Annotated in this window: 20 protein-coding genes and 2 tRNA genes; 16 read left to right on the top strand and 6 right to left on the bottom strand. The window is 68.2% G+C overall.

Annotation, left to right across the window (positions count from 1 at the left end; translation table 11 throughout):
• The first annotated feature begins 20 nt into the window (after window positions 1-20).
• Both AC5Y7V_RS15410 and AC5Y7V_RS15415 read left to right on the top strand, forming a co-directional pair.
• Entirely contained in the window at window positions 21-386 is a 366-nt protein-coding gene (locus AC5Y7V_RS15410; RefSeq protein ID WP_499880892.1) for an acyl-CoA thioesterase, read from the top strand.
• On the top strand, window positions 383-1,036 hold the full coding sequence (locus AC5Y7V_RS15415) for a DUF8010 domain-containing protein (protein ID WP_499881034.1): 654 nt from the start codon (window positions 383-385) through the stop codon (window positions 1,034-1,036). The genes AC5Y7V_RS15410 and AC5Y7V_RS15415 overlap by 4 nt, the downstream gene beginning before the upstream one ends.
• Before the next feature lie 15 nt (window positions 1,037-1,051).
• Here AC5Y7V_RS15415 and AC5Y7V_RS15420 read toward each other — a convergent pair whose 3' ends face one another.
• Window positions 1,052-2,620 carry a glycoside hydrolase family 13 protein gene (locus tag AC5Y7V_RS15420; protein WP_499880893.1) on the bottom strand — a complete coding sequence of 523 codons (1,569 nt, stop codon included), beginning with the start codon at window positions 2,618-2,620 and terminating at the stop codon, window positions 1,052-1,054.
• A gap of 24 nt (window positions 2,621-2,644) precedes the next feature.
• Window positions 2,645-3,034, bottom strand: coding sequence for a globin (locus tag AC5Y7V_RS15425; RefSeq protein WP_499880894.1), 390 nt, complete (start codon window positions 3,032-3,034; stop codon window positions 2,645-2,647).
• 142 nt (window positions 3,035-3,176) lie between these two features.
• On the opposite strand from AC5Y7V_RS15425, the gene AC5Y7V_RS15430 reads away from it, so the two are divergent.
• From AC5Y7V_RS15430 to AC5Y7V_RS15440, 3 genes are read left to right on the top strand one after another with little or no spacing between them, the layout of a single operon-like run.
• Complete coding sequence (locus AC5Y7V_RS15430) at window positions 3,177-3,824, top strand: HNH endonuclease (protein WP_499880895.1); 648 nt, start codon at window positions 3,177-3,179, stop codon at window positions 3,822-3,824.
• A 55-nt stretch (window positions 3,825-3,879) separates the two neighbouring features.
• The gene (gene ctaJ, locus AC5Y7V_RS15435) at window positions 3,880-4,116 is read left to right on the top strand and encodes an aa3-type cytochrome oxidase subunit CtaJ (protein WP_499880896.1); all 237 of its coding nucleotides are present in this window, start codon (window positions 3,880-3,882) and stop codon (window positions 4,114-4,116) included.
• Entirely contained in the window at window positions 4,103-4,570 is a 468-nt protein-coding gene (locus AC5Y7V_RS15440) for a DUF5130 domain-containing protein (protein WP_499880897.1), read from the top strand. Before ctaJ ends, AC5Y7V_RS15440 begins: the two co-directional genes overlap by 14 nt.
• A gap of 93 nt (window positions 4,571-4,663) precedes the next feature.
• Here AC5Y7V_RS15440 and pepN read toward each other — a convergent pair whose 3' ends face one another.
• A complete protein-coding gene (gene pepN / locus AC5Y7V_RS15445; protein ID WP_499880898.1) occupies window positions 4,664-7,237 on the bottom strand; it encodes an aminopeptidase N in 2,574 nt (857 codons plus the stop codon).
• A gap of 128 nt (window positions 7,238-7,365) precedes the next feature.
• Here pepN and AC5Y7V_RS15450 point away from each other — a divergent pair, with 128 nt between their 5' ends.
• The 4 genes from AC5Y7V_RS15450 (at window position 7,366) to AC5Y7V_RS15465 (ending at window position 9,715) form a co-directional block, all read left to right on the top strand.
• A complete protein-coding gene (locus tag AC5Y7V_RS15450) occupies window positions 7,366-7,989 on the top strand; it encodes an Rv2466c family mycothiol-dependent reductase (protein WP_499880899.1) in 624 nt (207 codons plus the stop codon).
• A gap of 46 nt (window positions 7,990-8,035) precedes the next feature.
• Window positions 8,036-8,515, top strand: coding sequence for a ribose-5-phosphate isomerase (locus AC5Y7V_RS15455; RefSeq protein ID WP_499880900.1), 480 nt, complete (start codon window positions 8,036-8,038; stop codon window positions 8,513-8,515).
• An 11-nt stretch (window positions 8,516-8,526) separates the two neighbouring features.
• The gene (locus tag AC5Y7V_RS15460; RefSeq protein ID WP_499880901.1) at window positions 8,527-9,327 is read left to right on the top strand and encodes an Fpg/Nei family DNA glycosylase; all 801 of its coding nucleotides are present in this window, start codon (window positions 8,527-8,529) and stop codon (window positions 9,325-9,327) included.
• 115 nt (window positions 9,328-9,442) lie between these two features.
• The gene (locus tag AC5Y7V_RS15465) at window positions 9,443-9,715 is read left to right on the top strand and encodes an Mtp family mycobacterial-type pilin (RefSeq protein WP_499880902.1); all 273 of its coding nucleotides are present in this window, start codon (window positions 9,443-9,445) and stop codon (window positions 9,713-9,715) included.
• A 51-nt stretch (window positions 9,716-9,766) separates the two neighbouring features.
• Here the strand turns inward: AC5Y7V_RS15465 and AC5Y7V_RS15470 are convergent, their stop codons facing one another.
• A complete protein-coding gene (locus AC5Y7V_RS15470; RefSeq protein WP_499880903.1) occupies window positions 9,767-10,960 on the bottom strand; it encodes a serine hydrolase domain-containing protein in 1,194 nt (397 codons plus the stop codon).
• A gap of 31 nt (window positions 10,961-10,991) precedes the next feature.
• Window positions 10,992-11,062: transfer RNA gene (locus AC5Y7V_RS15475), tRNA-Gly, on the bottom strand.
• Between the two features lie 145 nt (window positions 11,063-11,207).
• On the opposite strand from AC5Y7V_RS15475, the gene AC5Y7V_RS15480 reads away from it, so the two are divergent.
• The 4 genes from AC5Y7V_RS15480 (at window position 11,208) to clpP2 (ending at window position 14,082) form a co-directional block, all read left to right on the top strand.
• Window positions 11,208-11,284, top strand: a tRNA-Pro gene (locus tag AC5Y7V_RS15480).
• A gap of 38 nt (window positions 11,285-11,322) precedes the next feature.
• On the top strand, window positions 11,323-12,732 hold the full coding sequence (gene tig / locus AC5Y7V_RS15485) for a trigger factor (protein WP_499880904.1): 1,410 nt from the start codon (window positions 11,323-11,325) through the stop codon (window positions 12,730-12,732).
• Between the two features lie 118 nt (window positions 12,733-12,850).
• A complete protein-coding gene (clpP1, locus tag AC5Y7V_RS15490) occupies window positions 12,851-13,450 on the top strand; it encodes an ATP-dependent CLP protease proteolytic subunit ClpP1 (protein ID WP_499880905.1) in 600 nt (199 codons plus the stop codon).
• Complete coding sequence (gene clpP2 / locus AC5Y7V_RS15495; protein WP_067007947.1) at window positions 13,447-14,082, top strand: ATP-dependent CLP protease proteolytic subunit ClpP2; 636 nt, start codon at window positions 13,447-13,449, stop codon at window positions 14,080-14,082. Before clpP1 ends, clpP2 begins: the two co-directional genes overlap by 4 nt.
• On the opposite strand, the gene mmuM is transcribed toward clpP2, so the two are convergent.
• Window positions 14,079-14,972 carry a homocysteine S-methyltransferase gene (gene mmuM, locus AC5Y7V_RS15500; RefSeq protein ID WP_499880906.1) on the bottom strand — a complete coding sequence of 298 codons (894 nt, stop codon included), beginning with the start codon at window positions 14,970-14,972 and terminating at the stop codon, window positions 14,079-14,081. The two genes, clpP2 and mmuM, sit on opposite strands and share 4 nt — an antisense overlap.
• A 252-nt stretch (window positions 14,973-15,224) precedes the next feature.
• Here mmuM and clpX point away from each other — a divergent pair, with 252 nt between their 5' ends.
• The 3 genes from clpX to AC5Y7V_RS15515 all read left to right on the top strand — a co-directional run bounded on the left by clpX (window position 15,225) and on the right by AC5Y7V_RS15515 (window position 19,831).
• A complete protein-coding gene (clpX, locus tag AC5Y7V_RS15505) occupies window positions 15,225-16,505 on the top strand; it encodes an ATP-dependent Clp protease ATP-binding subunit ClpX (protein ID WP_499880907.1) in 1,281 nt (426 codons plus the stop codon).
• Window positions 16,506-16,763: 258 nt separating this feature from the next.
• Window positions 16,764-18,728, top strand: a complete 1,965-nt coding sequence (locus tag AC5Y7V_RS15510) for a 2-oxoacid:acceptor oxidoreductase subunit alpha (protein WP_499880908.1) — start codon at window positions 16,764-16,766, stop codon at window positions 18,726-18,728.
• Window positions 18,725-19,831 (top strand): 2-oxoacid:ferredoxin oxidoreductase subunit beta, encoded by a 1,107-nt coding sequence (locus AC5Y7V_RS15515; protein WP_499880909.1) that lies wholly within the window; start codon window positions 18,725-18,727, stop codon window positions 19,829-19,831. Before AC5Y7V_RS15510 ends, AC5Y7V_RS15515 begins: the two co-directional genes overlap by 4 nt.
• Window position 19,832 lies beyond the last annotated feature (1 nt).

A 19,832-nucleotide genomic window follows, 5' to 3' on the forward strand; every position in this document is an offset into this window, starting at 1 on the left:
TGCGCTGATCGGACATCGACATGTATCAGCACGTCAATCACGCCACCATGGTCACCATCCTCGAAGAGGCGCGCGTGCAGTTCCTCAAGGAGCCCTTCGCCGCGGACGTCACGACCATCGGGTTGCTGATCGCCGACGTGCGAGTCACCTACAAAAGCCAGCTGCGGCTGGCGGATTCGCCTCTGCAGGTGACGATTTGGACCAAACAGCACCGGACGGTCGACTTCACGCTCGGCTACGAGGTACGCCCGGTCAACGCCGATCCCGCGTCGAAGCCCGCGGTCATCGCCGAGACCCAGCTTGCCGCCGTGCACATCGAGGAGCAGCGGCTGTTTCGCCTTTCACCTCAGCATCGGGAGTATCTGCAACGGTGGCTCAGGGAATAAGCGAACGCGGGCTCTGGCTCAGTGACGCCGCCCACCGCGGGGACCTCGCCACGTTCGTCGATCACGCGATGCGGCTGGACGACGCCGCGGTCATCCGGCTGCGGGCCCGATCCGCCGGGCTGCTGACCGCTTGGGTGGCAACGGGTTTCGACGTGCTGGCCAGCCGGGTGGTGGTCGGCCGGGTGCGACCCGACGACCTGTCGGTCGGGGCGGACGGGCTGGCGCGCGGCCTGGCGGCGATGGACGCCGAGGGCTACGTCGATCCCGGCTTCGCGATGGACTCTGCGTGGCGGGGGGCGCTGCCCCCCGAATCCGGCTTCACTCACCTCGACGACGTGCCCGCCCGGGTGATGCTGGACCTGGCGCAGCGCGGCGCGCAACTCGCCAAGGAGCACGGCAGCTCTCACGGTCCGCCGGTGTCGCTGCTCGATCAGGAGGTGATCCGGGTCAGCTCGGACGACGTGAGCGTGGGCCTGCCCATGCGCTGCGTGTTCGCCTTGACCGCAATGGGTTTCCTGCCCCAGTCACCGGATGCCATCGGCGCCGACGAGATGGTCCGGGTCCGGATCCTGCCCACCTGGCTGCGAGTCGATGCGAAGTTCGGCTCGGTGTACCGGCGCCGCGCACACGCCGCGCTGGTGTTGCACTGACGGGCTCCGGGGCGCTCAGACCAGCCAGGCCGCCGCGTCCGGCGGCAACTTGCCGTCGACCAACGGCGCGCTGGCCAGGATCACCTCTCCGGGTGGCAAAGCCATCGGCAGACGGCCGGCGTTGAGCGCACACACCAGGGCCCCGCCGTGGCGCTCGAAGATCAGCAAGTCGTCCTCGGCGGCCAGCCATTCGAGCTCGCCACCCTCGAATTCGGTTCGCTCCCTGCGTAATTTGAGGGCCCGCCGAAAGAAGGACAGCGTGGACTCGGGATCGTCGAGCTGCTTTTCGACGGTCAGGCCGGCCCAGTCCGCCGGCATCGGCAACCAGGTGTCGGCGGACGTGGAGAAGCCGAACGGGGGAGCGTCGCCCGACCACGGAATCGGGACCCGGCACTTGTCGCGGCCGCGTTCGGTATGCCCGGAGCGCTCCCACGTCGGGTCCTGGAGGACCTCCTCGGGCAGGTCCACGACGTCGGGCAGGCCCAGTTCCTCACCGTTGTAGATGAACACCGCGCCCGGCAGGGCCAGCATCACCATCGCCATCGCCCGCGCGCGGCGCAGCCCGGTCTGGCCGCCGCCGTAGCGGGTGACCTCGCGGCCGACGTCGTGGTTGGACAGCGTCCAGGTCGGGGTGGCGTTCTCAATTGCGGTGGCATCCAGTGAGTTCTGGATCGCGTCGTGGATTTCGCGGGCGTCGAAGTCGATCTTGGTGAGCCGGAAATTGAAGCCGAGATGGAGTTCGTCCGGGCGCAGATACTCGGCCCACAGCAGGTTGTCCATCACCCACACCTCGCCGATGGTCACCGCCGGGGAATAGTCGTCGACGATCGTGCGGATCCCGCGGTGAATCTCGTGCACGCTCGGGTGGTTGAAGCGCGGGTCGTCATCGCTGTGGCTCAGCACCTTGACGTCGTCCTTCGCGTCGGGCAGGTCGGGCGGCTTGGCCATCCCGTGCGCCACGTCGATGCGGAAGCCGTCCACGCCGCGTTCCAGCCAGAAGCGCAGCGTCTTCTCGAAGTCGTCGAAGACGTCCGGGTGGTCCCAGTTCAAATCGGGCTGCTCGACGTCGAACAGGTGCAGATACCACTGGCCGGGGTTGCCGTCCGGTTCGACGACGCGGGTCCATGCCGACCCGCCGAACACCGACGTCCAGTTGTTCGGCGGCAGCGCCCCGTCGGGACCGCGCCCGTCGCGAAAGAAGTAGCGCTCGCGCGCGTCGGTGCCCGGCCCGGCGGCCAGCGCCGCCTGAAACCAGGGGTGCGCCGAGCTGGTGTGGTTGGGCACCACGTCCATGGTGATCTTGATGCCCCGCTCGTGGGCCGCCGCGATCAGCCGCTCGATCGCGGCCATCCCGCCGAACAGCGGGTCGATGTCGCGCGGATCGGCGACGTCGTAGCCATGGTCGGCCATCGGGGAAACCGTGACCGGGTTGAGCCAGATCGCGTCGATACCCAGCTGCTTCAGGTAATCCAGTCGGGCGGTCACCCCGTCCAGATCGCCGACGCCGTCGCCGTCGCTGTCGGCGAACGACCGCGGATACACCTGGTAGAAGACCGCGCTCAACCACCACGGCTCGGGGCTCATGCTGCTCCGTTCGGTTACTGGGGATCAGAACGATGAATTGACCAGCGAGTGCGCGGCCATGTCCAGGTATTCAAGCAACTCCCGGCGGTGCGCGTCGTCGAGAGTCTGCGAGTCGATGGAGGCGACGGCGGTGTGCATGCACCGCAGCCACGCGTCGCGCTCGATGGGGGTGATCCGGAACGGGGCGTGCCGCATCCGCAGCCGCGGGTGCCCGCGCCGGTCGGAGTAGGTGCGCGGGCCGCCCCAGTACTGCTCGAGGAACATCCGCAGCCGCTCCTCGGCCCCGGCCAGGTCGTCCAGGGGGTAGAGCTGGCTGAGAATTTCGTCCTCCGGGACCTGCGCGTAAAACCGCGACACGATCGCATTGAAGGTCTCGGCACCGCCGACGGCGTCGTAAAAGCTCTCCTGATCCATCCCCTCCATTGTGGTGCATCGCCGGGATGGCAAGGCCGAACGGGCCCGGGACGCGCCTTCTGTTCATCGGTTCGTCACGGCGCGCACCAGCGATAAGGGTGCGTTTGGCGGCGAATCATGGTGGACTATCCGCGGAGGATCTATGGCGCATGGCAAGAGACGCCGCAGCCACCGCAGTTCCGGTGCCGCGGCAGGGTTAACCGGGCCCCCATCCGCGTCACCCCTGCACAGCGTCGATACCCATCCGCCCACCCGGCACGAAACGGCCTCGATCTGGAGCCGGCGGCGCGTGCTGCTGCTGAATTCCACCTACGAGCCGCTGACCGCGCTGCCGATGCGGCGGGCGATCGTCATGGTGATCTGCGGCAAGGCTGACGTGGTGCACGACGACCCGGCCGGGCCGGTCATCCACTCGGCGACCAGGTCGATCGTGGTGCCCTCGGTGATCCAGCTGCGCTCCTACGTGCGGGTTCCGTATCGGGCGCGGGTGCCGATGACCCGCGCCGCCCTCATGCACCGCGACCGTTTCTGCTGCGCCTACTGCGGGGCCAAGGCCGACACCGTCGACCACGTGGTGCCGCGCAGCCGCGGCGGCGACCACTCCTGGGAGAACTGCGTGGCGTGCTGTTCGACCTGCAACCACCGCAAGGGCGACAAGCTGCTCACCGAGCTGGGCTGGGCGCTGCGCCGGGCGCCGCTGCCGCCGACGGGGCAGCACTGGCGGCTGCTGTCGACGGTTAAGGAACTGGACCCGTCCTGGGCCCGGTACCTGGGCGAGGGCGCGGCCTGACCAATCCCGTGTCCAAGTGTGCGGGTGGATCACCCGGTGGGATACGGTTTGCGTCGTGAGCCTTGCAGAGATTCACCTGTACTTCATCGGAATCCCGCTGGCGCTGGTCCTGGTGCTGGCCCTGCTGATCTTCCGGCACAAGGGACCCCACCCGGCGGCCTACAAGATGTCGGAGAAGTGGACGCACCCGCCGATCCTGTGGGCGGCCACCGACGAGGACGTCGGCGGCGCGCACGGGGGACACGGCACGTCGGAGTTCTCGGTGGGAGGTGGCGCAAGTGGCACATGGTGAGGTTGCGACGATCGCGCCCAGCGAGCTGCCCTACGGTTCGGCGATCACCACCAGCGGACGGATTTCGGGCGTCACCGAGCCGGGCGACCTATCGGTGCACTACCCGTTCCCGATCGGCGACCTGGTCGCCATCGACGATGCGCTGAAGTACGGCTCGCGGGCATCGCGGGCGCGGTTCGCCATTTACCTCGGTGACCTGGGCGGCGACACCGCCGCGCGGGCCCGCGAGATCTTGGCCAAGGTGCCGACGCCCGACAACGCGGTGCTGCTCGCGGTGTCGCTCGACCAGTGCGTCATCGAGGTGGTCTACGGCTCGGCGGTCCGCGGCCGCGGCGCCGAGTCGGCCGCGCCGCTCGGGGTGGCGGCCGCGTCGTCGGCGTTCGAGCAGGGCCACCTGGTGGACGGGCTGGTCAGCGCGATCCGCGTGCTCAGCGCCGGGATTTCACCGGCCTAGCTTTCTGGCGCCCCGCCCACCGCGCGAGGGTGCGCAAATGTACGCCGAACGCGGCGTGTCGGCGTGCGGACACGCGCGCTCGCGGGGCCGTTATCAGGACGCGTCGAACTTGCGGGCGCGCAGCGACCGCTTGACCCCGGCCTGACCCTCGAGCACCAGGCGCCGCAGGGCCGGCGGAATCCGCGGGTCGCTCAGGAACTCGTCGGCGGCCGCGACGCCGGCCTCGCTGATGTCCCAGTGCGGGTAGAGGCCGATCACCACGGTCTGCGCGACCTCGCTGGACCGCCGCTCCCACACCCCGGCGATCGCCCCGAAGTAGCGCGCGGTGAAGGGCTTGAGCAACTCGTGCTGTCCCGGCGGTGCGATGCCCGCGATCATCGAGCGGGCCGTGATGTTGGCCAGGGTGTCGTCCTCGACCACCGTCGTCCAGGCCTGCTCCTTGACCTCGAGTTGGGGCCGCGCCGCGGCCGCCTGGGCGCCGTGGCGCTTGCCGGCGGCGGTCGGGTCGCGCTGCACCTCGGCGTCGATGAACGGGGTCGCGGGCCCGTCGGCGTCGATTTCGCCGGCGGCGGCCAGCGCGGTCACGATGCGCCACCGCAGGTCGGTGTCGATCTCCAGGCCGGCCAGCCCGAGCTCGGCCGGGTCGTGATCGAGCAGGTCCGCCAGTGTGACGGCGTGTCGCGTGGACAGCACCGCGGTGCACAGCGTGTTGACGAACGCGAGCTGGTGATCCGATCCGGGCGCTGCGGCGCGCGCCAACTCCAACAGCCGGTCGGCGAATTGCGGCCAGCCGTGCTCGCGCGCCCAGCCTTGCTCGGCGTAGGACGCCAGCGCGGTCTGGGCCTGCATCAGCAGCCGCTGCGCCACGCCGACCTCGGTTTCGGCCTGTATGCCGCCGGAGACGAGCGCCACGAAATCGCGGGCGCGCAGCTCGGCCTCGCGGGTCATCTCCCACGCGGCCGACCACACCAGCGAGCGCGGCAGCGGCTCGGCGATGTCGGCGATCCGTTCCAGCGCGGTCTGCAGCGACCGTTCGTCCAGGCGCAGCGAACAGTAGGTCAGGTCGTCGTCGTTGACCAGGATCAGCTGGCCCCGCGAAACCCCAACCAGCGCGGGAACTTCGGTGTCCGGGCCCTCGATGTCCAGTTCCTCCCGGTGCACCCGGACCAGCTTGCCGGAGCCATCGTCGTCGTAGATGCCGATCGCCAGCCGGTGCACCCGCGTCTCGCCCGCGCCGGGCGCGGCGCCGCTTTGCCGCACGACGAACCGGGTGAACTTGCCGTCCGCGTCGACGTCGAAGTCGGGCCGCAGCGTGTTCAGGCCGGTGGTTTTCAGCCACTGTTGGCCCCAGTCGGACAGGTCGCGACCGGACGCCGTTTCCAGCGCGGCGATCAGGTCGCCGAACGTGGCGTTGCCGTAGGCGTGCGTGCGGAAGTAATCGCGCAGCCCGGCCAGGAAGTGCTCCAGCCCGACGTACGCGACCAGTTGCTTGAGGACCGACGCGCCCTTGGCGTAGGTGATGCCGTCGAAGTTCACCTCGACGGCGGCCAGGTCGGGGATCTCGGCGGCGATCGGGTGCGTCGAGGGCAGCTGGTCCTGGCGGTACGCCCACGACTTCTCGACGGTGGCAAACGTCGTCCACGCCTCGGTGAATTCGGTTGCCTCGCTTTGACACAACACCGACGCGAAGGTCGCGAACGACTCGTTGAGCCACAGGTCGTCCCACCACGTCATCGTCACGAGGTCCCCGAACCACATGTGGGCCATCTCGTGCAGCACCGTCTCGGCGCGCCGCTCGTAGGAGGCCCGGGTGACCTTGCTGCGGAAGACGTAGTCCTCGAGGAAGGTCACCGCCCCCGCGTTCTCCATGGCGCCGGCGTTGAACTCGGGGACGAACAGCTGGTCGTACTTGCCGAACGCATACGGCAGGCCAAAGTTCTTGTGGTAGAAGCCGAATCCCTGCTTCGTCTGGGTGAATAACGGCTCGGCGTCCATGAATTCGGCCAGCGACGCGCGGCAGTAGATGCCGAGCGGGATCTCGCCGTGTTCGTCGGTATAGGTGTCCTTCCACTCGGCGTACGGGCCGGCGATCAGCGCCACCAGGTAGGTGCTCATCCGTGGGGTGGTGGCAAAGGTGTGCACACCGTTTTCCGTCGACACTGTCGCGCCGTTGGAGATCACCTTCCAGTGCTTTGGCGCGGCCACCCGTACGTCGAACGTCGCCTTGAGGTCGGGCTGGTCGAAGCATGCGAACATGCGCTTGGCGTCGGCCGTTTCGAACTGCGAGTACAGGTAGGTCTCGTCGTCCACCGGGTCGACGAAGCGATGCAGCCCCTCGCCGGTGTTGGAGTAGCGGCAGTCGGCGTCGACGACGAGGACGTTGTGCTTCTCGAGCCCGCGCAGCGGGATGCCGGTCGACTCGTCGTATCCGGACACGTCGAGCTCGCGGCCGTTGAGGGTGGCGCTGCGGATGGTTTCGGCGGCGATGTCGACGACGGTGTCGGCGCCGCCGAGCGCCTCGAATGCCACCGTGGTGGTGGACCGGAACGTCCGATCGCCCGGTGCCCCCGAGCCGTCGGTGACGTCCAGGTCGATCCGGTAGCTGTCCACGGTGATCAGGGCTGCGCGTTCGACGGCCTGGTCACGGGTGAGGTTTGGAAGGGCCACGCGTCCAACTTAAACGTGTCGGTGAACGCGCGGTAACCGGAGCGACGGAGCGGGAACACGCGCCGCGCGACTACGGTTGTGCACAACGGTGTTCTAACCGTATCTGCTCCCCAGGAGAGGACCGCGCTATGTCCGAGAAGGCCGCCGAGAAAAACCGAGCCGATTTCTGGTTCGATCCGCTGTGTCCGTGGTGCTGGATCACGTCGCGCTGGATCCTCGAGGTGGAGAAGGTCCGCGACATCGAGGTGAACTTCCACGTCATGAGCCTGGCGATCCTCAACGAAAACCGCGAAGGGCTGCCCGACAAGTACCGCGAGATGATGAAGCACGCGTGGGGCCCGGTTCGGGTGGCGATCGCCGCCGAGCAGGCCCACGGCGCCAAAGTGCTGGACCCGCTGTACACCGCGATGGGCACCCGGATCCACAACGAGGACAACAAGAACCTCGAGGAGGTCATCAAGCTGTCCCTGGCCGACGCCGGCCTGCCGGCGGAACTCGCGGAGGCCGCGCAGAGCGAGGCCTACGACGAGGCGCTGCGCAAGAGCCACCACGCGGGGATGGATGCGGTCGGCGACGACGTGGGCACGCCGACCATCCACGTCAACGGTGTGGCGTTCTTCGGGCCGGTGATCTCGAAGATCCCGCGCGGCGAGGAAGCGGGCAAGCTCTGGGACGCGTCGGTGACCTTCGCCTCCTACCCGCACTTCTTCGAACTCAAGCGGACGCGCACCGAGCCGCCCCAGTTCGACTGACGAGCGACGCGTCGCGGCGGCGCGCCGCTGTGTAAAGATGTCGGGCATGCGCGTCTACTTGGGTTCGGACCACGCCGGCTACGAACTCAAGCAGCAGATCATCTCCCACCTCAAGGGATCCGGGCACGAGCCGATCGACTGCGGCGCGTTCAGCTACGACGCCGAGGACGACTACCCGGCGTTTTGCATCGCGGCCGCGACGCGCACCGTGGCCGACCCGGAGAGCCTGGGCATCGTGCTCGGCGGGTCGGGCAACGGCGAGCAGATCGCCGCCAACAAGGTGCCGGGGGCGCGCTGCGCGCTGGCGTGGAGCGTCGAGACCGCGACCCTGGCCCGCGAACACAACAACGCGCAGTTGATCGGCATCGGCGGCCGCATGCACACCGTCGAGGAGGCGCTGGCCATCGTGGACGCCTTCCTGAGCGCGCAGTGGTCGAAAGCCGAACGCCACCAACGGCGCATCGACATCCTCGCCGAGTACGAGCGGACCCACCAGGCGCCGCCGGTGCCCGGCGCCCCGAACTAGGAGGGTCCGAGGTGCCCGAAGGGCACACCCTGCACCGGCTGGCCCGGTTGCATCAGCGCCGTTACGGCGGCGCGCCGCTCGCGGTGTCCAGCCCGCAGGGCCGGTTCGAGGCGGCCGTCGTCGACGGCCGGGTGCTGCAGCGGACCAGCGCGTGGGGCAAGCACCTGTTCCACCACTACGAGGGCGGCCCGATCGTGCACGTGCACCTCGGGTTGTACGGCGCCTTCACCGAGTGGGAGCGGCCCGACGGTGCGCCCCCGCCGGAACCGGTCGGGCAGGTGCGGATGCGGATGGTTGGCGCCGACTACGGCACCGACCTGCGCGGCCCGACGGTGTGCGAAGTCATCGACGAAGCTCAGGTCGCCGACGTGGTGGCCAAGCTCGGCCCCGACCCGTTGCGCAGCGACGCCGACCCGTCGTGGCCGTGGGCCCGAATCAGCAAGTCGCGCAGGCCCATTGGGGCGCTGCTGATGGACCAGACCGTGATCGCCGGCGTGGGCAACGTGTACCGCAACGAGTTGCTGTTCCGCCACCGCATCGATCCGTTCCGGCCCGGCCGGGCGATAGGCCAGGCGGAGTTCGACGCGGCGTGGACCGACCTGGTGGCGCTGATGAAGGTCGGTTTGCGCCGCGGGCAGATCGTCGTGGTGGCCCCCGAACACGACCACGGTCCGCCGTCCTACCGGCCGGGGCGGCCACGCACCTACGTGTACCGGCGCGCGGGGGAGGCGTGCCGGGTGTGCGGTGAGACGATCCGCACGCAAGTGCTGGAGGGCCGAAACGTGTTCTGGTGCCCCAACTGTCAGAAGTGACAGAGCTCACGGCGGCACCGGCCCGGAAACCCGCAGGTTCGCCGGTTCGCAGGAAACCCTAAGCAAGAAACGCTGGCGTCTACTGTTTGGGTGCGGCCGCGGTCGGGTATTGGTGGTGACCGTGAAAATCCTTTTACGTTTAGTTGCAACCGTTTTCGCGATAATCGTCGGTCTGGGCCTGGCGGGGCTGGGCGCCGCAACCGAGGCGCAGGCGCAGCCGGGGCCGTTCCCGCAGTGGTGCCCCGGGGACTTCTGGGACCCGGGCTGGGGCGATAACTGGGACCGTGGGCATTGCCACGACAACTGGCGCGGTCCGGGGCCCAACCCGCACCCCGAGCCGTGGCGCAGCCCCGGCGGGCCGGGCGGCCCTGGATGGGATCATCGCTGACACTTTGACCGACTACCGTGCCCCGCCGGCGTCCGTTCGGCGGGGCGCGGTTTACGCCTGGGCGCGCTCGATGACGCCCAGCGTGGCGTAGATCTCGTCGCTCAGCGCGACGCTGCGCGGGTCGGCGTTGGCCTTGGTGGCGTCGAAACGATTCGCCACGTACGCATACCCGATGCGGTGCTCGAGGTCGACGAACCCGAACGAGCCACCCAACCCGCCGTGCCCGAAGATCCGGGGGTTGGGCCCGTTGACGCAGCGCTGGTTGAGCATGTAGCCCAGACCCCAGCCGTGGTCGGCGACCCGCGGGCCCAGCACCAGGTCGGTCTCGAAGCCGCCCTGCGAGACCCGGACCCGTTCCATGTGCTCGCGGGTCAGCAGCCGCTCCTGCGCCAGCGCGTTATAGAACGTCGCCAGCCCCAGCGCCGACACCTGGCCGTTGGTGCCGGGAAATTCGAGTTGGCGCCACAGCTCCAGGTCGTGCGAGCCGAGTTCGTCGTCGGGGGCGAAGCCCATCGAAATCGACAGCGCCGCCTTGGGGTGCTCGGTCAGGCTGGTCGGGTAGCCGGGGGCCTGCGCCTCCGCCAGCAGGTCACGGGCGTGCGGCTTGTTGACCCGCTCGGCGCAGCGCCGTTGTTCTGCCCGCGACAGCCCGATGTGTACGTCGGCGCCGAACGGTTCGGCGATCTCGGTGCGCAGGTACTCACCCACGGTGCGGCCCGTGACGCGACGGAACACCTCGCCGAGGATGAAGCCGAATGTGGTCATGTGGTAGCCCTGCGCGGTGCCGGGCTCCCACCACGGTTCCGCGGCGGCGAGCTGCGCGCAGACGTAGTCCCAGTCGGCGACCTGCTCCCAGCCCATTCGGGTGCGCGGGCCGATGACGCCGGACCGGTGGCTCATCACCATCGCCAGCGTGATGGCGTCCTTGCCCGCCTGCCCGAACTCCGGCCAGTACCGGGCCACCGGCGCGTGCAGGTCCAGCTCGCCGCGATCGGCCAGCTGGTGGATGCAGGTTGCCGTCAGCCCCTTGGTGCCCGACAGGACCGTCGTCAGGGTGTTCTGTTCCCAGGACCGGGTGCGGGCGGCGTCGGCCCAGCCGCCCCAGAGGTTGACGACGAGCTCCCCGTCGACCCACACCGCGACGGCCGCCCCGACCTCCGCGTGCAGCACAAAGTTGCGCTCGAACGCGTGGCGCACACCGACAAAATCGGGTGCGCAGGTGCCCTTCAGTTCGACGTCGCTCATGGCGCCTTTCTGTCGAGCAAAAATCAGCCCGAGCGGGCGACGGGAATCGAACCCGCGTAGCTAGTTTGGAAGACTAGGGCTCTACCATTGAGCTACGCCCGCAAGTTTTAGTCGAGCGAGACTGTATCTGGCGGCGAACATCAAATCTAATCGAAGCGGTTCTGTGATCGTCCCGTGAGGTCCCGAGGTCCCTGCGAAGCCGATGGCCCGCCTGGCGTCGAAGGGCCGTAGGATCGCGAGGTCAGCGCGGGGTGTAGCGCAGCTTGGTAGCGCATCCGCTTTGGGAGCGGAAGGCCGCAGGTTCAAATCCTGTCACCCCGACCAACACTGCGCCGATCCACCGAATACCGAGGAGCAAACCCGTGAAGAGCAGCGTCGAACAGTTGAGCCCCACCCGGGTGCGCATCAACGTTGAGGTGCCGTTCACCGAACTCGAGCCCGACTTCCAGCGCGCCTACAAGGAGCTGGCCAAGCAGGTCCGGCTGCCCGGCTTCCGGCCCGGCAAGGCGCCGGCCAAGCTGCTCGAGGCCCGTTTCGGCCGCGAGGCGATGCTCGACCAGGTCGTCAACGACGCGCTGCCCGCCCGGTACGGACAGGCCGTCGCCGAGGCGGAGGTCGACCCGATCGGCCAGCCCGACATCGAGGTCACCAAGAAGGAGTACGGCGCGGAGCTGGCGTTCACCGCCGAGGTCGACGTGCGTCCCAAGATCGCCCTGCCCGACCTCGGGTCGCTGAAGGTGTCGGTCGACCCGATCGAGGTCAGCGACGACGACGTCGACGCCGAGCTGGAGTCGTTGCGCGCCCGGTTCGGCACTCTGCAGGGAGTCGAGCGCCCGGTTGCCCTCGGCGACTTCGTCTCGATCGACCTGTCGGCAACCGTCGACGGCGAGGACGTGCCCAACGCGGCCGCGGAGGGCCTGTCACACGAGGTGGGCTCCGGCCGGCTCATCGCAGGCCTGGACGACGCGCTGGTGGGCCTGTCCGTCGACGAGTCCAAGGAGTTCACCGCCCAGCTGGCGACCGGGGAGCACGCCGGCAAGGACGCGCAAGTCACCGTCACCGTCAGGTCGATCAAGGAACGCGAACTGCCCGAGCCCGACGACGAGTTCGCCCAATTGGCCAGCGAGTTCGACACGATCGACGAGCTGCGCTCCAACCTCCGCGACCAGGTGGCCCGCGTCAAGCGCGCCCAGCAGGCGGAGCAGATCCGCGACGCCACGATCGACGCGATTCTCGAGCAGGTCGAGGTTCCGCTGCCCGAGGCGATCGTGCGGTCCCAGGTCGACAGCGCCGTGCACAACGCGCTGCACAGCTTCGAGCACGACGAGGCCAAGTTCGCGGAGGCGCTGCGCGAGCAGGGCAAGTCGCGTCAGCAGTTCGAGGTCGACGCGCAGAACGCCGCCGAGTCGGACCTCAAGAAGCAGCTGCTGTTGGACTCGCTGGCCGACGAACTGAAAATCCAGGTGGGCCAGGAGGACCTGACCGAGCGCCTCGTGATGACGTCCCGGCAGTACGGCATCGAGCCGCAGCAACTGTTCGCCTATCTGCAGGAGAACAACCAGCTGCCGGCCATGTTCGCCGACGTGCGCCGCGGGCTGGCCGTCGCGGCGGCGGTGGAGGCGGCGACGGTCACCGACACCGACGGCAACGCCGTCGACACGACCGAGTTCTTCGGCAAGCGCGGCCAAGCCGCCGAGACCGAGGAGGCCGACGAGGCCGACGAGGCCGAGGACGACGACGCGACCGATGAAACCGACGACGACACCAAGTGACCGGCGATGACGCTGTGAGCGAACGCGCCCATTTCAGGGGGCACGGGACCGGCGCGCGGCGGGCTTGGTTGGTTAGGGTCGGAACAGAGCAGAACTCGAGAAAGCAGGTAACTCAGTCGTGACTGACATGCGTTCGAACTCGCAGGGTCTCAACCTCACGGACTCGGTCTATGAGCGCTTGCTCTCCGAGCGCATCATCTTCCTGGGTTCAGAGGTGAGCGACGAAATCGCCAATCGGCTGTGCGCACAGATCCTGCTGCTCGCCGCCGAGGACGCCACCAAGGACATCTCCCTCTACATCAACTCGCCGGGCGGATCGATCAGCGCCGGCATGGCGATCTACGACACCATGGTCCTGGCGCCGTGCGACATCGCCACCTACGCGATGGGCATGGCCGCATCGATGGGCGAGTTCCTGTTGGCGGCGGGCACCAAGGGCAAGCGCTACGCGCTGCCGCACGCCCGCATCCTGATGCACCAGCCGCTCGGCGGGGTCACCGGCAGCGCGGCCGACATCGCCATCCAGGCCGAGCAGTTCGCCGTCATCAAAAAGGAAATGTTCCGGCTCAACGCCGAGTTCACCGGCCAGCCGATCGAGCGCATCGAGGCCGACTCCGACCGCGACCGCTGGTTCACCGCCCCGGAAGCCCTCGAGTACGGCTTCGTCGACCACATCATCACCCGCGCCGCCCACATCACCAACGGAGAAGCCCAGTGAATCCTGAAACCCAACCCCAGGCGCGCTACATCCTGCCGTCGTTCATCGAGCATTCCAGCTTCGGCGTCAAGGAATCGAACCCCTACAACAAGCTGTTCGAGGAGCGCATCATCTTCCTCGGCGTCCAGGTCGACGACGCGTCGGCGAACGACATCATGGCGCAGCTGCTGGTGCTCGAGTCGCTGGACCCCGACCGCGACATCACCATGTACATCAACTCGCCCGGCGGCGGGTTCACCTCGCTGATGGCGATTTACGACACCATGCAGTACGTGCGCGCCGACATCCAGACCGTGTGCCTCGGTCAGGCCGCCTCGGCGGCGGCGGTGCTGCTGGCCGCCGGGACGCCGGGCAAGCGGATGGCGCTGCCCAACGCCCGCGTGCTGATCCACCAGCCGTCGCTGTCCGGCGTGATCCAGGGCCAGTTCTCCGACCTGGAGATCCAGGCCGCCGAGATCGAGCGGATGCGCACGCTGATGGAGACCACGCTGGCGCGCCACACCGGCAAGGACGCGTCGGTCATCCGCAAGGACACCGACCGGGACAAGATCCTGACCGCCGAAGAGGCCAAGGACTACGGGATCATCGACACCGTCCTGGAGTATCGGAAGCTCTCCGCGCAGACGGCCTAACGGCCTTCGAGTTGGGCGATGGCGGCGATGTCCGCCGGCCCCACCCGGCAGCAGCCGCCGACGATGCGCGCGCCGGCAGCCACCCACTGCGTGGCGAGTCGGGCGGAAAAGGTGCGCCGCCCCGTCCAGGCGCGGCCGTCCCAGCGTTCGCCGCTGTTCGGGTAGACGACCACCGGCTTGCCGGCGGCGCGCGCCAAATCGATCGCGGCGAGCACGTCGTCGGGCGCGCAGCAGTTGACGCCGACCGCGACGATCTCCGGGACCCCGGCGGCCACCGCGAACGCTTCGGCCAGCGGTTGGCCGGCGCGGGTCGTCGTCCCGTCGATGGTGTAGCTGAGCCACGCCGGCACACCGGCCGAGCGGACCAGATCGACCAGCGCCTCGGCCTCGTCGACATCGGGCACGGTCTCGCACGCCAGCACGTCGGCGCCGGCGGCGGCCAGGATCTCCAGCCGGGGCCGGTGCCACCGCCTCAGGGCGGCGACGGACAGGCCATAGCGTCCGCGATATTCGGAGCCGTCGGCCAGCGCCGCGCCGTACGGCCCGACGGACGCGGCGACCATCAGCCCGTCCGCGCCGGCTTCGTCGCGCGCGGCCTTGGCCAGCTCGACGCTGCGGCGCAGCAGGCCGGCGGCTTCGTTGCGGTCGATTCCGCGGGCCGCGAAACCCTCGAACGACGCCTGGTAGCTGGCCGTCGTCGCGATCGCGGCGCCGGCGCGAAAGAACGCCGCGTGCACGGCGGCGATCTCCTGCGGCGCGTCGGCCAGCAGGGTGGCCGACCACAGCCGGTCCGACAGGTCGTGCCCGCGCGCCTCGAGCTCGGTGGCCAGTCCGCCGTCGCTGATGAGCACGGAGTCGTTTCGCCCGCCAAAACCGAAAGCCAATCCCACTCGGCAACTGTAGGGTTGTGGCAGCCCCGGACTCGATCGGGTAACGAGCGCGACACGCCAAAACACGGATTGCGCGTCTCGGCGAGTGGGGGGCGCCGTCTGCCTATATGTTTCATGCAGACAACGGACACGAATACCAACGACGCGATTCGGCGGTAATGGTCGCGGGGGGCCCAAGCAAGCGGGTAGCGTCGGGGAATACACGCGGCATAGCAAGACGAACGGCGAAAAGGAAGTAGGCACTGACGCACCATGGCGCGCATCGGAGACGGCGGTGACCTGCTGAAGTGCTCGTTCTGCGGGAAGAGCCAGAAGCAAGTCAAGAAGCTCATTGCTGGCCCCGGTGTGTACATCTGTGACGAGTGCATAGACCTCTGTAACGAGATCATCGAAGAGGAGCTCGCCGACGCCGACGACGTCAAGCTCGACGAACTGCCCAAGCCCGCCGAGATCAGGGAATTCCTGGAGGGGTACGTCATCGGGCAGGACACCGCGAAGCGCACCCTGGCCGTCGCCGTCTACAACCACTACAAGAGGATTCAGGCCGGCGAGAAGGGCCGTGACTCCCGGGCCGAGCCCGTGGAGCTGACCAAGTCCAACATCTTGATGCTCGGGCCCACCGGATGCGGCAAGACCTACCTGGCCCAGACGCTGGCCAAGATGCTCAACGTGCCGTTCGCCATCGCCGACGCCACCGCGCTCACCGAGGCCGGCTACGTCGGCGAGGACGTCGAGAACATCTTGCTCAAGCTCATCCAGGCCGCCGACTACGACGTCAAGCGCGCCGAGACCGGCATCATCTACATCGACGAGGTCGACAAGATCGCCCGTAAAAGCGAGAACCCGTCGATCACCCGCGACGTCTCAGGCGAGGGCGTTCAGCAGGCGCTGCTGAAGATCCTGGAGGGCACCCAGGCGTCGGTGCCGCCGCAGGGCGGCCGCAAGCACCCGCACCAGGAGTTCATCCAGATCGACACCACCAACGTGCTGTTCATCGTCGCGGGTGCCTTCGCCGGGCTCGAGAAGATCATCTACGAGAGGGTCGGCAAGCGCGGCTTGGGCTTCGGCGCCGAGGTCCGCTCCAAGGCGGAGATCGACACCACCGACCACTTCGCCGACGTCATGCCCGAGGACCTGATCAAGTTCGGCCTGATCCCCGAGTTCATCGGTCGGCTCCCGGTGGTCGCGTCGGTCACGAACCTGGACATGGACTCGTTGGTCAAGATCCTGTCCGAGCCGAAGAACGCCTTGGTCAAGCAGTACACGCGCCTGTTCGAAATGGACGGCGTGGAGCTGGAGTTCACCGACGAGGCGCTGGAGGCGATCGCCGATCAGGCGATCCACCGCGGCACGGGCGCCCGCGGCCTGCGGGCGATCATGGAAGAGGTCCTGCTGCCGGTGATGTACGACATCCCGAGCCGCGACGACGTCGCCAAGGTCGTGGTGACCAAGGAGACCGTGCAGGACAACGTGCTGCCGACGATCGTGCCGCGCAAGCCGTCGCGCGGCGAGCGCCGCGACAAGAGCGCCTGACGCCACCGCGCGTCCGTGCGGCGGACGTGACCAATACCACAGTATTGATAGCTACGCACCAGTAGCCCACGCTGACTTCGGTATTAGCGTAATTCCGCTGCATGCAATGCTTTCGAGAGGCTCATACACCCCTTAGAGAAGTGCCATAATCGGTACTACCAGTGACACACAAGCTCGAGGGCCAGGGAGCGCCCAAACGGCGCGTACCCTGAAGCTCCGGCGCAGTGCCTATCCGGATAACGAATGGAAGGCGGATACGTGGATCCGAACGGCAGCGGAGCCGCGTCTGATTCTCACAGTGGCTCCTCTGGGAATGGGTCGTCGGGTCGCAAGCGCATAGAACAAGTTGTCATTCGATTCGCCGGCGACTCCGGCGACGGCATGCAGCTGACCGGCGACCGATTCACCTCCGAGGCGGCCCTTTTCGGAAACGACCTGGCGACCCAGCCGAACTATCCCGCCGAGATCCGCGCCCCCGCAGGCACACTGCCCGGGGTTTCCTCATTCCAGATTCAGATCGCCGACTACGACATCCTGACCGCGGGCGACCGCCCCGACGTCCTCGTCGCGATGAACCCGGCGGCGCTCAAAGCCAACATCGGCGACCTGCCGCGCGGCGGCATGGTCATCGCGAATTCCGACGAGTTCACCAAGCGCAACCTGACCAAAGTCGGCTACGTCACGAACCCGCTGGAGACCGACGAGCTCGAGGAATACGTCGTGCACTCCGTCGCGATGACGACGCTGACCCTCGGGGCCGTCGAGTCCATCGGCGCGTCGAAGAAGGACGGCCAGCGCGCCAAAAACATGTTCGCGCTCGGCCTGTTGTCGTGGATGTACGGGCGACCGATCGAAGCCAGCGAGAAATTCATCCGCGAGAAGTTCGCCCGCAAGCCCGACATCGCCGAGGCCAACGTGCTCGCGCTCAAGGCGGGCTGGAACTACGGCGAGACGACGGAGGCGTTCGGCACCACCTACGAGGTGTCCCGGGCGTCTCTCCCCGCGGGCGAATACCGCCAGATCTCGGGCAACACCGCGCTGGCGTACGGCATCATCACGGCCGGCCAGCTGGCCGGGATCCAGGTCGTGCTCGGCAGTTACCCGATCACGCCGGCCTCGGACATCCTGCACGAGCTGTCCAAGCACAAGAACTTCAACGTGATCACCTTCCAGGCCGAGGACGAGATCGGCGGCATCTGCGCGGCGATCGGCGCCTCCTACGGCGGCGCCCTGGGCGTCACCAGCACGTCCGGCCCGGGAATTTCGCTGAAGTCCGAGGCGCTGGGCCTCGGCGTGATGACCGAGCTGCCGCTGCTGGTCATCGATGTTCAGCGCGGCGGGCCGTCGACCGGGCTGCCCACCAAGACCGAGCAGGCCGACCTGCTGCAGGCGCTGTATGGCCGCAACGGGGAGTCCCCGGTGGCGGTGGTGGCGCCGCGCTCGCCTTCCGACTGCTTCGAGACCGCCATCGAGGCCGTGCGCATCGCGGTGTCGTACCACACCCCGGTGATCGTGCTGTCCGACGGCGCGATCGCCAACGGCTCGGAACCGTGGCGGATCCCGGATGTCGGCTCGCTGCAGCCGATCACGCACGCCTTCGCCAAACCCGACGAGCCCTTCCAGCCGTACAACCGCGACCCGGAGACGCTCGCCCGGCAATTCGCCGTCCCGGGCACCCCGGGGCTCGAGCACCGCATCGGCGGGCTGGAGGCGGCGAACGGCTCCGGCAACATCTCCTATGAGCCGGTCAACCACGACCTCATGGTTCGGATCCGCCAGGCCAAGATCGACGGCATCGCCGTGCCCGACCTGGAAGTCGACGATCCGAGCGGCGACGCCGAACTGCTGCTGCTGGGGTGGGGCAGCTCTTACGGGCCGATCGGCGAGGCCTGCCGGCGCGCGCGGCGCAAGGGCATCAAGGTCGCGCATGCCCACCTGCGCAACCTCAGCCCGTTCCCGGCGAACCTCGGCGACGTGCTGCGGCGCTACCCGATGGTGGTGTGCCCGGAGATGAACCTGGGCCAGCTGGCGCTGATCCTGCGCGGCAAGTACCTGGTCGACGTGCAATCCGTCACCAAGGTGCAGGGTGTCGCCTTCCTCGCCGACGAGATCGGGCGCATCATCCGCGCCGCGCTGGGCGGCACGCTGGCCGAAATCGAGCAAGACAAGAAGATGGTCGCCAGAATGGCGGCAGCAACGGTTGGAGCGGGAGCTAGCGAATGACCGACCTGATTGGCGCAGACCTCGGGGTCACCCCCCGGTCGAACAAAAACGTGAAGCTGACCAAAAACGACGGGGTCCCCACGGTGTCCGCCGAGGACCAGCCGCAGAAGGCCAAGGACTTCACCAGCGACCAGGAGGTGCGCTGGTGCCCGGGTTGCGGTGACTACGTCATCCTCAACACCATCCGCCAATTCCTGCCCGAGCTGGGGCTGCGTCGCGAGAACATCGTCTTCATCAGCGGCATCGGCTGCTCCAGCCGGTTCCCCTACTACCTCGAGACCTACGGGTTCCACTCGATCCACGGCCGCGCGCCGGCCATCGCGACCGGCCTGGCGCTGGCCCGCGAGGACCTCTCGGTGTGGGTGGTCACCGGCGACGGCGACGCGTTGTCGATCGGCGGCAACCACCTGATTCACGCGCTGCGCCGCAACGTCAACATCACCATCCTGCTGTTCAACAACCGGATCTACGGGCTGACCAAGGGCCAGTACTCGCCGACGTCGGAGGTCGGCAAGGTCACCAAGTCGACGCCGATGGGCTCGCTCGACCAGCCGTTCAACCCGGTGTCGCTGGCGCTGGGCGCCGAGGCGACCTTCGTCGGCCGCGCGCTGGACTCCGACCGCGCCGGGCTTACCGAGGTGCTGCGTGCCGCCGCCGAGCACCGGGGCGCCGCCGTCGTCGAAATCCTGCAGGACTGCCCGATTTTCAACGACGGCTCCTTCGACGCGCTGCGCAAGGAGGGCGCCGAAGAGCGGGTGATCAACGTCCGCCACGGCGAGCCGATCGTGTTCGGCGCCAACGGCGAATACTGCGTGGTGAAGTCGGGCTTCAGCCTGGACGTGGCCAAGACCGCCGACGTGAGCACCGACGAGATCGTCGTGCACGACGCGCACGCCGACGACTCCGCCTACGCGTTTGCGTTGTCCCGGCTTTCGGACCAGAACCTCGACCACACGGTGCTCGGCATCTTCCGCAACATCAGCCGGCCCACCTACGACGACGCGGCGCGGTCTCAGGTCGAGGCCGCCCAGGCGTCGAAGCCGTTCGATTCCGCCGCGCTGCAATCGCTGCTGCGCGGGCGTGACACCTGGACTGTCGACTGAC

The organism is Mycobacterium sp. NGS34, from assembly GCF_059812845.1.